Below are 14,121 nucleotides of genomic sequence, written 5' to 3' on the forward strand. Positions count from 1 at the left end.
CGGTTTTTGGGCAATCTGCGCACACTCAACGCGTACCGACGACCAGCCGGCGCCCTCGCCACCCACCGTCCTGCATGCGACGATGACTCTATGAGAATCGCTGTCATCGGAGCTGGAATCGGCGGACTCTCGGCGGCCGTGGGACTGCAGAGGGCCGGCGCCGAGGTCACCGTGTTCGAACGTGCCCCCGAGGTGCGAGCCGGTGGTTCGGGGCTGTCGATCTTCGCCAACGGTCTCGCCGCGCTGGAGACCCTGGGCCTGCGCGAGGCATTCGATGCGGTGACCGACTCCAGTGTCGAAGGCTTCGCCGCAGGTCAGCGTCGCGCCGATGGTCGTTGGATCGCGCGGGTGCCCGACGAGGCCGTCGGTGCGCTGCGCATCGTCGACCGTGCCGATCTCCACCGCATCCTCCTCGAGGCGCTGGCTCCTGGGACTGTGCGCACCGACGCCGAGGTGGCCTCGGCAGCATCCGATGGGACGCTGACCTTCACACCCGTCTCCTCGCACCTCGATGCATCTGCACGTTTCGACCTCGTGATCGGCGCCGACGGTCTGCACAGCCGGGTCCGCACCGTTGTCGCCGGTGAGGCGGTGGCACCGCGGTACTCCGGGTATTCCGCGTGGCGGGGCATCACCTCGGTGCCGGTGGATCTGTCCGGCGAGGCAGGGGAATCGGTCGGGCGCGGACGCCGCTTCGGCATCGCCCCGCTGGCCGACGGCCGCGTCTACTGGTTCGCGGTGGCGAACATGCCCGAGGACGCGGTCTTCGCCGACGAGAAGGCCACCGCCCTGCAGATGTTCACCGGCTGGCACTCCCCCATTGCCGAGCTCATCGCCGCCACCGACGCCGAGGCGGTCCGCCGCACCGCGATCTCCGACCTCTCCCGCCGGCTGGCCAGCTTCCACCGCGGCCGCGTCGTCCTCCTCGGGGATGCCGCACATGCGATGACGCCGGACCTCGGCCAAGGCGGAGGTCAGGCTCTCGAAGATGCGGCGACACTCACAGTCCTGCTCACCCCGCTGCTCGGGGAGTCTCCGGGATCTGGGGCGAGCCGGCTCGGACGAGTCGAAGAGCAAGCGGCCACAGGTGCGGGCACTCGCGCCGGCGCGAACCCGGACCACCGTGCGGGCCCTCGCACCGGCGCGAACCCGGACCACAATTTGGGCCCGAGAGCCTCAGTACCGCCAGACCTCGCTGCGGCACTGGGCCGCTATGACTCCCTGCGCCGCCCGCGGACGCAGTCGATCGCGCAGAAGTCCCGGCTCATGGGGCAGATGTTCCAACTCGAATCGCCGCTGCTGGCGGGGCTGCGCAATGCCGTCTTCTCCGCGGTTCCCTCGCGACTCATTGCCGCTCAGGCTGCGAGCGTCCAGAAATGGTCGCCGCCGCAGGTGTGATGCTGACTTGTTCCGACTGATCCGCGGGCCCGTAGCCGCGGTCAGCCCCGCTGACGCGAGTCAAGTGTGCGCAGATTGCCCGGCAGACGCCGGATTTTGGCAATCTGCGCACAGTTCACGCATTCTCTCAGCAGCGTCGGGCCGCCCCAGCTGCTCGAACTCGAAAAACTTGGGTCACTATCAGCTACTCAGCGCCGAACTCAGGTCGCTATCGGATACTTTTCTCGCTCGAAAGTATCGAAAAGCGACCTATGTTCGGGCGAGTACCTGCTTGAACCGGCTCAGTCGGTCAGAGCGCGGTTGTAGGCGTCGACGACCGGGGGCAGGAAGAAGCCCATGATCACGGCGATCGCGGTGACCAGGCAGGCGAGCCCCAGCAGCAGGGAACCGCCGATGACGCTGAAGGCGAAGACGATGACGAGCAGCTCGAAGGCGATCGCCGCCGGACGCGCCCACCGGTGCAGGCGCCAGGCGCCCCGGGCCGCGGCGCCGACACCGGCTGCGAAGATGAGGAACATGACGGCCAGACCGATCAGCGACGCCGCCAACGGCCCAGCGGTGATCGCCGTGATGACGAACGACACCGCCGCCCCGATCAGGGCCAATGCCTGGACGCCGAGGACGATGACGGGCAGCATCATCGCCCGCGGGGTCGGAATCCCGTGCCCCTCAGGCTCCGGTGACGCACCGGAGCCTGCGGCCCGGCCATTGCGTGAGCTCAAATGGTCACCCGGGCGAATCCGGGGATGAGGATCTCATCGAGCATGCGCTCACGCACATCCAGCGGCAGGAAGGCCGCGGTCACAGCGTTGACCGTCGCCCATTCGAGGTCGGTCTGGTTCCAGCCGGCCTCGTCGACGAGCAGTCGCATCTCCCGTGAGACGGAGGTGCCCGACATCAGCCGGTTGTCCGGGTTGATGGTGACCGCAAAGCCGAGGTCTTTCAGACCCGTGATCGGGTGGCTGGCGATGGTGCCGCCGATGTCGGTCTGCAGGTTCGAGCTCGGGCACAGTTCCAGCGGAATCTGCTGGTCGAGGACCCAGGCTGCGAGGCTGCCGAGCTGACCCTGACCGTCGACGATGTCCATGTCCTCGACGATGCGAGCGCCGTGGCCCAGACGCTGGGCGTGGCAGATGGTGACCGCCTCGTGGATGGATTCTTTGCCGGCGGCCTCTCCGGCATGGATCGTCACCGGCACATACGCCTGGTGCAGGGCGTTGAAGGCGGAGAGATGCGCGGACGGCGGGAATCCGTTCTCGGGTCCGGCGATGTCGAATCCGACGACTCCGGAATCCGCACCCTTCTCACGATGGCGGATGGCCAGTTCGGCGATCGCCAGCGAGTTGTCGGCCTGACGCATGGCCGTGATGAGCTGTCCGACGCGGATGTACTTGCCGTCGGCCGCCGCCTCGGAGACACCTTCTTCGAGACCGGCCTGGACGGCTTCGACCACGGCGTCGAGTTCGAGTCCGCCCTCGAGGTGCTGTTCGGGAGCCCACCGAGCCTCGGCGTAGAAGACTCCGTCGGCCACCTGGTCGAGGACCCATTCCTTGGCCACACGGCGCAGGTTGTCCTCGCTCTGCATGATCGCCACGGTGTGCGAGAACGTCTCGAGGTAGCGGACCAGATCACCGGAATTCGCGGACTCCGAAAACCATCTGCGCAGCGATTCTGCATCGGAGGCGGGCAGGGTGTGACCGATCGAGTCGGCCAGTTCGATCATCGTCGACGGGCGCAGACCGCCGTCGAGGTGATCATGGAGGGAGACTTTGGGCAGCTGCAGGATGGGGTCGTCCGATGCGACGCCGGCGGGTACATTCATCACCGTCTCAGCTTATCCGATGACGGCTGAGCCCCTCATCCTTTCTCCGGATCGATCTCCCCGCTCTTGATCCGCTCCCTGAGGTCCGTGATCCCGCGACCGGCGTCGGAGACGCGGGAGAGGAATCCGTCCTCGGCGACGATGCGCACCCCGCCGTTGTCGAGGGTGCCCCAGTAGTGGCGGTCGGCGACGCGGAAGCCGGCGATCTCCTCGGGCCCGGTCTTCGGGGCGGGCGCCACCTCGTCGGGGTTCTTGCTCTGCGGCCAATCGGGGAACATCGTGCGCAGTCCGCGGCGCACGTTCGGTTCCACGCTGGCCACGATCGTCTTGGAGAATCCGCCCGCTGTTCCATACCACACGATCTTCGGCAGGCTCGGTCCTTCGTCGTCGCCCTCGGGTTCCTCCGTGGCCGTGGTCAGATCGGTCCGCTTCTCATCCGCCGAGGTGACCACCCCCATTGCGGCCGCCGACCCGAAGGGAACGAGCACGTCGACGTCGGCGTCGAAGGACCGTTCGAAGTACTCCTTCCCCGCTTTGCGGGTGTCGTCGATCGCCCGAGGCGAACCGCTCGCCGAGGCGGCCCCACCCGAGGCGGGACGGTAGGACTCCGCCTTCGGCAGGTCCTCATCGTTCTCCTTGTTGTAGAGGTCGACGCCGGCGTCGAAGGCGTTCAGGATACGTTCGGACTGTGGGAACCCGTGGGAGACGACGACGCCGACCTTCCCCGTCTCCGAGGCGGTGGCCGCGGTGTAGCCGGCGATGAACGCCGGCGGGACGAGGTCGAAATCCATGCTCAGCACGTTTTTCGGCAGGTCATCGGTGCCGCTGGAGACTCCGAGGAACAAGTCCTTTGGGTGGTCTGCGGCGAAGTCCGCGAGTTCGTCCGCTCCACCGGGCCCGATGACCGTGGTCAGTGCACAGTCGTGTCGGTTCATCCGATCCAATGCCGCCGAGGTGGCCGACCCACTCGAGACGCGTTGACTCGAGGTGCCCGAGAAGACCCCGGCGCCACGGGCCAGTTCCGTCTCCTCGAGGGTGAGAGCACCGGCGGAGTGATCGTCGAAGCCGGCCGGTGCCGAGACGAGGCAGCCCAGTCGCTCCTCTTCGAGGGCTTCGGGGGCATTCACGGAGCAGGCGCTGAGCGTGAGGACGCCGACCGCGGCGAGCGCGGCGATCTGCGCGGTTCGGGCTCTCATCCTCATGGGTCCAAGATTATCGGCCCATCCTGACACGGCGTAATCAGGCATCGTCCGTGGCAGATCACGTGGCAGGTCAGAGGGCAGCAGCGGCCGACCGCGCGCGGGCAATCAGCCGCCGGGCCATCACCGGTCGCGGTCGAGGACCTTGAGCGCGGTGGCCGTGAACACGCGGGCGGCGATCTCCACGGCGCGTTCGTCGATGAGCAGATCGCCCTGGTGGATGTCGTAGGTGATGCCGCCGGGGGTGCGGGTGCCCAGACGGATGAGCGCTCCCGGGCAGTGGGTGAGGTACCAGGCGAAGTCCTCCCCGCCCATGGACTGCGGGGTCAGCTGCACCGAGTTCTCGCCGAGTTCCCCGCGGACGGCGGATTCGATGAGGGTGACCTGGTCTTCGGTGTTGACCACCGGTGGGACGCCTCGGCGATGTTCGAGGTCGACCTCGACTCCGTAGGGTCCGGCGATGCGATCGACGAGCTCGGGCAACACTTCGGCGACTTGGTTCCAGCCGTCGACGTCGAGGCAGCGCAAGGTTCCGCGCAGGATCCCTTCGCTGGGGACGACGTTCGCGGCATGGCCGGCGCTGATCTCACCCCACACCAGAGAGATCGCGTGCCGCGGGTCGATCAGCCGGCCCAGGGTCGAGGGCAGATCGGTGGCGAGTTTGCCCAGCGCGTAGACGAGGTCCTCGGTCAGGTGCGGACGCGAGGTGTGCCCTCCGTGACCGGAGAGGCGGATGATGACGGTGTCGCCGGCGGCGGTGATGGCGCCGATGCGCGAACCGACCTTGCCGATGTCGACGTTCGGGTCGCAGTGGACGGCGTAGACCTCGGGCACGTCGTCGAGCACGCCTTGGGAGATCACGCGCAGGGCACCGCCCGGGGTGACCTCTTCACCGGGCTGGAAGATCAGACGCACCCGGCCGCCGAGTCCGCCGGGCCGTGTCTCGTGGATCTTCTGCAGGGCGATGCCGGCACCGATGAGGGAGGTCAGGTGGACGTCGTGGCCGCAGGCGTGGGCGACGCCGGGCACGGTGGACCGGAATTCCTCATCGATGAGGTCATCGACGGGCAGGGCGTCGATATCGGCGCGCAGCCCCACGGCCACCGGTCCTTCGCCGATGTCGCAGACGACTCCGGTGCTCTCGAGGCGCCGCGGCGTGAGACCGGCGGCCTCGAGGCGGGCGACGATCTTGTCGGTGGTCTCGAACTCCTGGAAGGACAGTTCCGGATGGGCATGGATGTCGCGGCGGAAATCGATGAGTTCAGCACCGATCTCAGCGATTGTCGAGCTGATCACGTCGGGTCCTTCAGTGCGGGGAGGTCGGGGATGGGCGATGTCGAACATTTCAAGCCATGCTAGGCACTCGATGTCATAAATGTGCCCATTGCGACCAATTTCGACATACTTCCCGCTCCACTCCCCCGGGAGCGCCGACTGTGGATCAGAGCAGTTCGTCGAGTCCGCGCTCACCGGCGAGGGACACGGCCTTCTTCACGTCCTGGGCGTGCGGGCGGGAGGTGATGAGCAGGACGTCGTCGGTGTCGACGACGACGAGGTCGTCGAGCCCGACGATGGCCACCGTCCGCGGTCCTTCGGAGAACACGACTCCCGAGGCATCGACCTCGAGCAGGTCGGTGTTCCCGCCGATCGAGATCACTCCCCGCGGTTCCCCGGGAACCGGCTGGCGCAGCCTGGCCACCGAATCGAAGTCGCCGACGTCGTCCCAGCCGAAGTCACCGGGGATGACGATGACACGACCGGCTGCGGCTGCCGGTTCGGCCACCACATAGTCGATGGCTCGCTTCTCCAGTCCGGGCCACACGGCGCTGAGGACCTCATCATGGTCTGGGGTGTCCCAGGCCTCGGCGATCCGGGCCAGCCCCGAATAGAGGGGCGGGTCCTCCTCGGCGAGGATGTCGAGCAGGGCGGCGGCCTTGGCGATGAACATGCCCGCGTTCCAGCGGTAGCGGCCGGAGTTCACATACTGACGAGCCGTGCTCGCCTCCGGCTTCTCCGCGAATGCCAGCGCCCGCCGGGCCGTGGGCGCCCCGTCGAGCCCGAGCAGGTCACCGGTCTCGATATAGCCGTAGGCCGTGGCGGGATTGCGGGGCATGATGCCGACCGTGACGATGTCTCCGGTCTCCGCGGCGGCGACGGCCTGATCGATGACGAGCCGGAATTCGTCGACGTTCGTGATCGAATGATCGGCGGAGAACGATCCGACGATGGCCTCGGGATCCTCACGGGCGATGAGCATGGCGGCCAGACCGATGGCGGCAGCGGAATCCTTCGGGGAGGGTTCGGCGATGATCTGGCCGCGGGCGATTTGCGGCAGCTGCTCGGCGACCTGATCGAAGTGGCTCTCGCCTGTGACCACCCAGACTCTGTCGTCGCCGACGATCGGCGCGACGCGGTCCCAGGTGGCCTGGATGAGGCTGCGACCGAGGCCGAGGACATCGTGGAGGAACTTCGGCGTCGCCCGACGCGACAGCGGCCACAGGCGCGTTCCGGATCCGCCGGCGGGGATGATGGCGTGGAAGTGCGTGTTCACGATCTCAGTGTCTCAGAGTTCGGGCACACCTTCCCCGAGGTTGCCCGCCGTGTCGGATGAGCCGATCCCCAAGCGCCCGGTGGGGATCTCCCCACCTCAGGACCGCCTCGGCGAGGGTGTGCCCGTGTTCCCGGGCTGACCAGGTCAGAACGGGAACGAGACAATTTAGAGCACACGACTGTGATGTAAATGAAATTCCGCGAGACGGTGAATCCCAGTTTTGAGGGAATTGCCAGGGTTGCGGTGTGATCCGGGACGCTCACCCGTGTCTCGACTGGCACGGAAGCGGTCTTCGGCGTAGTTTCTAGACGTACACACCCGAATTATCAAGATGGAGGATGCTCCGTGGCCAAAGCGTCTACGGGCACTCTGTACCGAGGAAACGAAGGAATGTGGTCCTGGGTCGCGCATCGCGTCACAGGCGTCGGAATCTTCTTCTTCCTTCTGGTCCACGTGCTCGATACTGCCCTCGTCCGCGTCTCGCCCGAGGCCTACAACGCAGTGATCGGAACCTACAAGACACCGGTCATGGCATTCGGTGAGATCGCGCTCGTCGCCGCCATCGCATTCCATGCGTTCAACGGTCTGCGCGTCATTCTCGTCGATTTCTCGAAGAGTGGCCCGAAAAATCAGAAGAAGCTGTTCTGGGGAGTCATGGTTGTGTGGCTCATCATCATGATCGCCTTCATTCCCCGCCAGCTGATGCACACCTTCGGAGGCTGACATGAGCACAACATCCATTCCGGCTCCGCGGACCGGCTACTCCCGGCACAAGTCGACGCGCTCGAAGTTCGAGATGTTCGCATGGCTGTTCATGCGCATCTCCGGCGTCGTGCTCGTCATCCTCATCTTCGGCCACCTGTTCGTGAACCTGTGGGCCGGCGACGGCGTCCAGGCCATCGACTTCGGATTCGTCGCAGGCAAGTGGGCCAGCCCGTTCTGGCAGATCTGGGATCTGCTCATGCTGTGGCTGGCGATGCTGCACGGCACCAACGGTCTGCGCACCATCATCATGGACTACTCCGAGAAGCCCGGCACACGCATGTCCCTGCAGGTGATCCTCTACATCGCCTCGGTCATCGTCATCGTGCTCGGCACGCTCGTCATCTTCACGTTCGATCCCTGCCCGGCCGGAGCGGACCCCTCGGTCCTGGCTGAGTTCTGCAAGGCCTAAAGGAGAAACATGCAGGTACATCATTACGACGTCGTCATCGTCGGCGCCGGCGGCGCCGGCATGCGTGCGGCGATCGAGTCGGGCCAGCGCGCCCGCACCGCCGTTCTCACGAAGCTCTACCCCACCCGTTCGCACACCGGTGCCGCCCAGGGCGGAATGTGCGCCGCACTGGCGAACGTGGAAGAGGACAACTGGGAATGGCACACCTTCGACACCGTCAAGGGCGGTGACTACCTGGTCGACCAGGACGCCGCCGAGGTGATGGCCAAGGAAGCCATCGACGCCGTCCTCGACCTCGAGAAGATGGGGCTGCCGTTCAACCGCACCCCCGAAGGCAAGATCGACCAGCGTCGCTTCGGCGGACACACCCGCGACCACGGCAAGTCCGCCGTGCGCCGCTCCTGCTACGCCGCAGACCGCACCGGTCATATGATCCTCCAGACCCTGTACCAACAGTGCGTCAAGCACGGCGTGGAGTTCTACAACGAGTTCTACGTCCTCGACCTCCTCATGACCGAGGTCGACGGGGTCAAGCGCCCGGCCGGAGTCGTGTCCTACGAACTGGCCACCGGCGAGATCCACGTCTTCCAGGCCAAGTCGGTCGTCTTCGCCACCGGCGGTGTCGGCAAGGTCTTCAAGACCACCTCGAACGCGCACACCCTGACCGGTGACGGCATGGCCGTGACCTACAACCGCGGGATCCCGCTGGAGGACATGGAGTTCTTCCAGTTCCACCCCACAGGTCTCGCCGGCCTGGGCATCCTGCTCTCCGAGGCGGCACGTGGTGAGGGCGGCATCCTCCGCAACTCCGAGGGTGAGCGCTTCATGGAGCGCTACGCCCCCACGATCAAGGACCTCGCCCCGCGTGACATCGTGGCCCGTTCGATGGCCAACGAAGTCCGTGAAGGCCGTGGCTGCGGACCGAACAAGGACTACGTCCTGCTCGACCTCACCCACCTCGAGCCCTCGCATATCGACGAAAAGCTGCCCGACATCACCGAGTTCGCTCGCACCTACCTCGGTGTGGAGCCCTACACGGAGCCGGTGCCGGTCTTCCCGACCGCGCACTACGCGATGGGCGGCATCCCGACGAACGTCGAAGCCGAAGTGCTCGCCGACAACGACACCGTCATCCCCGGCCTCTACGCCGCCGGTGAGTGTGCCTGCGTGTCCGTGCACGGTTCGAACCGTCTGGGCACGAACTCGCTGCTCGACATCAACGTCTTCGGCAAGCGCGCCGGCATCGCCGCCGCGGAATACGCGCAGACCGCCGAGTTCGTCGAGCTGCCCGAGAGCCCGGAGACCGAAGTCGTCGAGATGCTCGAGAAGATGCGCACCTCGGACGGCACCGAGCGCATCGCGGCGATCCGCAAGGATCTGCAGGACATCATGGACGCCAACGTCCAGGTGTTCCGCACCGACGAGACGCTGCGTGAGGCTCTCGACGAGATCGCCAAGCTACGCGAGCGCTACAACAACGTGGGCATCCAGGACCGCGGCAAGCGCTACAACCTCGATCTGCTCGAGGCCGTCGAGCTCGGCTTCCTGCTCGAGCTCGCCGAGGTCATCTCTGTCGCCGCCATCCACCGCAAGGAATCGCGTGGAGGACACTTCCGCGAGGACTTCCCGGATCGTGACGACGAGAAGTTCATGCACCACACGATGACCTACCTCGATCCCGAAGCGGAGACCGACGGCATCAAGGGCATGCGTCTGGAGACGAAGCCCGTCATCGTCACCCGTTACCAGCCGATGGAGCGTAAGTACTGATGAGCACCGATACCACCCCAGAGCCAGCGTCGAAGATCGACCTGCCGACCCACGTGTCGGGCGAAGGCGGAACCATTCCGTCCTTCGACTGCACCTTCCGGATCGCCCGTTTCGACCCCGAGGTCGATTCGGAGCCGCACTGGGAGGAATACAACGTCACGATGTACGGCACCGACCGCGTGCTGGATGCTCTCCACAAGATCAAGTGGGAGATCGACGGTTCGCTGTCCTTCCGCCGGTCCTGCGCCCACGGCGTCTGCGGTTCCGATGCGATGCGCATCAACGGCCGCAACCGCCTGGCCTGCAAGACGCTGCTCAAGGACCTCGACACGTCCAAGCCGATCACCGTCGAGGCGATCAAGGGTCTTCCGCTCGAGAAGGACATGATCGTCGACATGGAGCCCTTCTTCCAGTCGTACCGCGAGGTCATGCCGTTCCTCGTCACCTCGGGACACGAGCCCACGCGTGAGCGTCTGCAGTCGGCCGAACAGCGTGAGGCCTTCGACGACACCACGAAGTGCATCCTCTGTGCAGCCTGCACCTCGTCGTGCCCCGTGTTCTGGACCGACGGCCAGTACTTCGGTCCCGCCGCGATCGTCAATGCGCATCGTTTCATCTTCGATTCGCGTGACGAAGGCGGAGACATGCGCCTCGAGGTCCTCAACGACAAGGAAGGCGTGTGGCGCTGCCGCACCACCTTCAACTGCACCGAGGCCTGCCCGCGCGGCATCGAGATCACCAAGGCCATCGCCGAGGTGAAGCAGGCGATCCTGCAGCGCGCGTTCTGATCGCGTAAGCGCAAGTCAGACCGCAGCGGCCCCGCACCACACGGTGCGGGGCCGCTTTCGTCTGCGTCCCTTCTGAGCGGGTTGGCGGCCGTCTAGCGGGACCTCCTCGGTGGGATCGGGCCGCCTCGGTGGTGGGAACAACTTCCTCAAATACACGGTTGAAGTCAGACAGCACTGATTTGAACATGTGCTATTGAACTTCAACTATGCATTTGCGGAGGTGGCCCAGTCGAGGGTGGATAGGCCACATTTGAACGTGGGCTATCCGCTTCAGACTGGGCTGCCGGCGGACGCTCGCTTCTCGTGTGGGCCGCCTCGAAGAGGGTGAGGGAATCCTGAGGACGAGCTGCCTGCGGCGAAAGTAGACTGGGGCGCATGCGTTTCACCCGCTCGACTGCTTCCTCACCGCGTGCCGCGCTCCTGCGTGTCCTCGGCTTCGCTGCCGCACTGCTCGTGCTCGCGGCCCAGCTCGTCCACTCCCCCGCCCCCGCGCAGGCGGTGGCCCAGCCGGCGGAGTCGACAGCACCGGCGTATGTCAGTCCCGACGACCTCGGTGACGGTGCGAAGCCGCCGAAGCCGACGGGCACGTCCTGGCTTGTCGGCGACCTCGACTCCGGGGAGCTGCATGTGGCGAAGAATGTGGAGAAGCGGCACGCTCCGGCGTCGACGATCAAACTGCTCACGGCTCTCGCGCTCGTCGACGGGTTCGACGACAAGAAGAAGAAGGTGACCGCCGAGTTCGAGGACATGGAAGTCGATGGGACGAAGGTCGGTCTCATGCAGACGAACAAATACTCCATCGACCTGCTCTTCCATGCGATGCTCATGTCGAGCGCCAATGATGCGGCGAATGCTCTGGGTCGTGCAGCCGGCGGGCAGTACAAAGCCGTGGACCTGATGAACGAGAAGGCTGCCGAGCTGGGCATGTCGAATACGCAGGCGAAGAACACCTCGGGACTCGACGCAAAGGGCCAGTACACGACCGCCGAGGACCTCATGAAGCTCGCATGGGCGGTGTGCGAAGACGACTACCTCATGAAAGTCATCGGCACAGAGACTTATCAATTCCCGGGCGGGACGAACCCGGAGACGAAAGAGAAGTTCAAAGGCTACGAGATCCAGAACCACACGAAGATCGTCGGCCAGGTCGACGGCGGGCTGGGTCTGAAGAACGGGTTCACCCGGGCCGCGAAGGGTTCGTATGTGGCCGTGGCCGAGCGTGACGGACACCGTGTGGTCGCGACGATGCTCGGCATCGACAACAACTCGCGTCAGGCCGCCGTCGACCTGCTCGAATGGGATTTCGCCCAGACCGACCCGAAATCGCTGCAGACCGTTCCCGTCGGGGTTCAGGCCACCGCCGAGGCGGTCCCCACCGCCACCGGCAGCTCGAGTGATGCCGGTGGCGCGGATTCGGATGCGAGCGGTGCGGCGGATTCCCAGGAGTCAGATGATCCGCAGCCGTCGATGACGTCCCAGGCTGTTGGTGTGGCGCTGGACAATCCCCTGGCTCTCGTCCTTCTGGCCGGCGGTATCGTGCTGTTCATCGCCACCTTCGCGCTGTGGGTGCGAGTCCGGGCGCGGATGCAGGGCCGTCGCTGACGACGCGATGCCTGACCTCGTCAAGGGTCGGTCGGAGCGCGGACTCGGTGCCGCCTCGGCGAGGATATCGCGAACCTGAGTGGAACTGTCTGATCCGAATTGGACAATCGTCGATCGGACGCGATACGATCAATACTTGCGTTCGAAGTAGTCCGCATTCATCGAACCGATCGTTGCGTTGCTCCTGACGACAAACTTGTGAAGTCGTAGGCCCCGATCATGGTTCGACCTTGCAGATGAATGTTCCGGACACTGTGTCTCTTCGAATCGCAGATCCCCGTGGCGATCACCCAATCGCCGTATCGAGAACCTGAAGAATAGCGCGCGTCGATGCCTGCTATTCACAACTGAAGAAAGGAGGGAACCATGTCTGAGTTCCCACAGTGGGTCCAGCGCGGACTCGCACACGCAGGAATGATCGATCCCCGGATCAGCCGTCAGGCTCCTGGTGAGATCACGATCGAAGATGCGACCGGCCGTCTCGTGCTGTTCACCGGCACCTCGCTGCGTGAGATCACGCCGATGGCCGCCGCCTGACCGGACCCCGGTCATTCTGATCCGCTGGGACCAGCACAACCCCGATCGGGTCGGCCTGATCCGGACTGATTGAGAAGACGCCCACTTGCTGCCGGGTTTTACGCAGCAGGTGGGCGTCAGTCATTCACGGCCGCATCGATCACGGCATACGCTCATGACAAATACCGAAACGGCCCAAACCGAGCTTGTCTGCTCGGTTTGGGCCGATTCGCCATCTGTGGTGCAAGGACTCAGAAGTCCCAGTCGTCGTCTTCGGTGTTCTCGGCCTTGCCGATGACGTAGGACGAACCCGAACCGGAGAAGAAGTCGTGGTTCTCATCGCTGCCCGGTGAGAGAGCCGCGAGGATCGCCGGATTGACCTTCGTGACCTCCTTGGGGAACATCGCTTCGTAGCCGAGGTTCATCAGCGCCTTGTTGGCGTTGTAGTGGAGGAACATCTTGCAGTCCTCCGACAGGCCCACCGAATCGTAGATGTCGTGGGTGTAGGCGACCTCGTTCTCGTAGAGCTCGAACATGAGGTTCATGGTGTAGTCCTTGAGCTCCTGCTTGCGCTCCTCGGACTGCGATTCGAGACCCTTCTGGTACTTGTAGCCGATGTAGTAGCCGTGCACGGCCTCATCGCGGATGATCAGACGGATGAGGTCAGCAGTGTTCGTCAGCTTGGCGTGTGCCGACCAGTACATGGGCAGGTAGAAGCCCGAGTAGAAGAGGAAGGACTCGAGCAGCGTCGAGGCGACCTTGCGCTTGAGCGGATCGTCTCCCCGGTAGTAGCTGAGGATGATATCGGCCTTGGACTGCAGGTACTTGTTCTCACGCGACCAGCGGAAGGCCTCGTCGATCTCCTTCGTCGAGCACAGGGTCGAGAAGATGGAGGAATACGACTTCGCGTGGACGCTCTCCATGAACGCGATGTTCGTCAGCACAGCCTCTTCGTGCGGGGTCACCGCATCCGGGATGAGCGAGATCGCACCGACAGTGCCCTGGATCGTATCGAGCAGGGTCAGACCGGTGAAGACGCGCATCGTCAGCGTCTTCTCATCATCGGTCAGAGTCGCCCAGGACTGGATGTCGTTGCTCAGCGGGACCTTCTCCGGCAGCCAGAAGTTGCCGGTCAGGCGATCCCAGACCTCATCATCGATCGGATCGACGACGCGGTTCCAATTGATGGCATCGACATGCGATGCCAGAGTCAGATTCTCCAACGCTTTCTCTCTTCCCAAAGTGCTGTTCGTCGTGAGTACGAGTTGTCTGCGCGGCAGACGAAAGTCATATGCGCGGGC

The 14,121-nt window shown here is 64.9% G+C and carries 13 protein-coding genes; 7 read left to right on the top strand and 6 right to left on the bottom strand.

The window, feature by feature from the left end:
• The first annotated feature begins 90 nt into the window (after positions 1–90).
• On the top strand, positions 91–1,398 hold the full coding sequence (locus CXR29_RS12415) for an FAD-dependent monooxygenase (protein WP_241241441.1): 1,308 nt from the start codon (positions 91–93) through the stop codon (positions 1,396–1,398).
• Positions 1,399–1,679: 281 nt separating this feature from the next.
• On the opposite strand, the gene CXR29_RS12425 is transcribed toward CXR29_RS12415, so the two are convergent.
• The 5 genes from CXR29_RS12425 to CXR29_RS12445 all read right to left on the bottom strand — a co-directional run bounded on the left by CXR29_RS12425 (position 1,680) and on the right by CXR29_RS12445 (position 6,970).
• Positions 1,680–2,120, bottom strand: coding sequence for a hypothetical protein (locus CXR29_RS12425; protein ID WP_231488584.1), 441 nt, complete (start codon positions 2,118–2,120; stop codon positions 1,680–1,682).
• Positions 2,117–3,220 carry an adenosine deaminase gene (locus tag CXR29_RS12430; protein WP_101556122.1) on the bottom strand — a complete coding sequence of 368 codons (1,104 nt, stop codon included), beginning with the start codon at positions 3,218–3,220 and terminating at the stop codon, positions 2,117–2,119. The genes CXR29_RS12425 and CXR29_RS12430 overlap by 4 nt, the downstream gene beginning before the upstream one ends.
• Positions 3,221–3,255: 35 nt before the next feature.
• Positions 3,256–4,422, bottom strand: coding sequence for a BMP family ABC transporter substrate-binding protein (locus CXR29_RS12435; protein WP_241241442.1), 1,167 nt, complete (start codon positions 4,420–4,422; stop codon positions 3,256–3,258).
• Between the two features lie 120 nt (positions 4,423–4,542).
• Complete coding sequence (locus CXR29_RS12440; RefSeq protein WP_025778706.1) at positions 4,543–5,715, bottom strand: amidohydrolase; 1,173 nt, start codon at positions 5,713–5,715, stop codon at positions 4,543–4,545.
• 145 nt (positions 5,716–5,860) lie between these two features.
• Positions 5,861–6,970 carry a mannose-1-phosphate guanylyltransferase gene (locus CXR29_RS12445; RefSeq protein WP_101594137.1) on the bottom strand — a complete coding sequence of 370 codons (1,110 nt, stop codon included), beginning with the start codon at positions 6,968–6,970 and terminating at the stop codon, positions 5,861–5,863.
• 345 nt (positions 6,971–7,315) lie between these two features.
• On the opposite strand from CXR29_RS12445, the gene sdhC reads away from it, so the two are divergent.
• From sdhC to CXR29_RS17325, 6 genes are all read left to right on the top strand, one after another.
• Positions 7,316–7,693 (top strand): succinate dehydrogenase, cytochrome b556 subunit, encoded by a 378-nt coding sequence (gene sdhC / locus CXR29_RS12450; protein WP_081770431.1) that lies wholly within the window; start codon positions 7,316–7,318, stop codon positions 7,691–7,693.
• Between the two features lies 1 nt (position 7,694).
• A complete protein-coding gene (locus CXR29_RS12455) occupies positions 7,695–8,144 on the top strand; it encodes a succinate dehydrogenase hydrophobic membrane anchor subunit (RefSeq protein ID WP_025778711.1) in 450 nt (149 codons plus the stop codon).
• Positions 8,145–8,153: 9 nt separating this feature from the next.
• Positions 8,154–9,914, top strand: a complete 1,761-nt coding sequence (sdhA, locus tag CXR29_RS12460) for a succinate dehydrogenase flavoprotein subunit (protein WP_101555636.1) — start codon at positions 8,154–8,156, stop codon at positions 9,912–9,914.
• Entirely contained in the window at positions 9,914–10,702 is a 789-nt protein-coding gene (locus tag CXR29_RS12465; RefSeq protein WP_025778715.1) for a succinate dehydrogenase iron-sulfur subunit, read from the top strand. The genes sdhA and CXR29_RS12465 overlap by 1 nt, the downstream gene beginning before the upstream one ends.
• 375 nt (positions 10,703–11,077) lie before the next feature.
• The gene (locus CXR29_RS12470) at positions 11,078–12,304 is read left to right on the top strand and encodes a D-alanyl-D-alanine carboxypeptidase family protein (RefSeq protein ID WP_127364674.1); all 1,227 of its coding nucleotides are present in this window, start codon (positions 11,078–11,080) and stop codon (positions 12,302–12,304) included.
• A 366-nt stretch (positions 12,305–12,670) separates the two neighbouring features.
• Positions 12,671–12,841 carry a hypothetical protein gene (locus CXR29_RS17325; protein WP_164742818.1) on the top strand — a complete coding sequence of 57 codons (171 nt, stop codon included), beginning with the start codon at positions 12,671–12,673 and terminating at the stop codon, positions 12,839–12,841.
• 230 nt (positions 12,842–13,071) lie between these two features.
• Here CXR29_RS17325 and nrdF read toward each other — a convergent pair whose 3' ends face one another.
• Positions 13,072–14,043 (bottom strand): class 1b ribonucleoside-diphosphate reductase subunit beta, encoded by a 972-nt coding sequence (gene nrdF, locus CXR29_RS12475; protein WP_025778726.1) that lies wholly within the window; start codon positions 14,041–14,043, stop codon positions 13,072–13,074.
• Between the last annotated feature and the right edge of the window lie 78 nt (positions 14,044–14,121).

This window comes from Brevibacterium linens (assembly GCF_003999335.1).
Lineage (GTDB): Bacteria > Actinomycetota > Actinomycetes > Actinomycetales > Brevibacteriaceae > Brevibacterium > Brevibacterium linens.

Bases quoted from the DNA above. Each gene is read 5' to 3' on its own strand.
- CXR29_RS12470 (WP_127364674.1), top strand. From the start codon at position 11,078: ATGCGTTTCACCCGCTCGACTGCTTCCTCACCGCGTGCCGCGCTCCTG.
- CXR29_RS12455 (WP_025778711.1), top strand. From the start codon at position 7,695: ATGAGCACAACATCCATTCCGGCTCCGCGGACCGGCTACTCCCGGCAC.
- CXR29_RS17325 (WP_164742818.1), top strand. From the start codon at position 12,671: ATGTCTGAGTTCCCACAGTGGGTCCAGCGCGGACTCGCACACGCAGGA.
- sdhA (WP_101555636.1), top strand. From the start codon at position 8,154: ATGCAGGTACATCATTACGACGTCGTCATCGTCGGCGCCGGCGGCGCC.
- CXR29_RS12465 (WP_025778715.1), top strand. From the start codon at position 9,914: ATGAGCACCGATACCACCCCAGAGCCAGCGTCGAAGATCGACCTGCCG.
- CXR29_RS12430 (WP_101556122.1), bottom strand. From the start codon at position 3,220: ATGAATGTACCCGCCGGCGTCGCATCGGACGACCCCATCCTGCAGCTG.
- CXR29_RS12415 (WP_241241441.1), top strand. From the start codon at position 91: ATGAGAATCGCTGTCATCGGAGCTGGAATCGGCGGACTCTCGGCGGCC.
- CXR29_RS12435 (WP_241241442.1), bottom strand. From the start codon at position 4,422: ATGAGGATGAGAGCCCGAACCGCGCAGATCGCCGCGCTCGCCGCGGTC.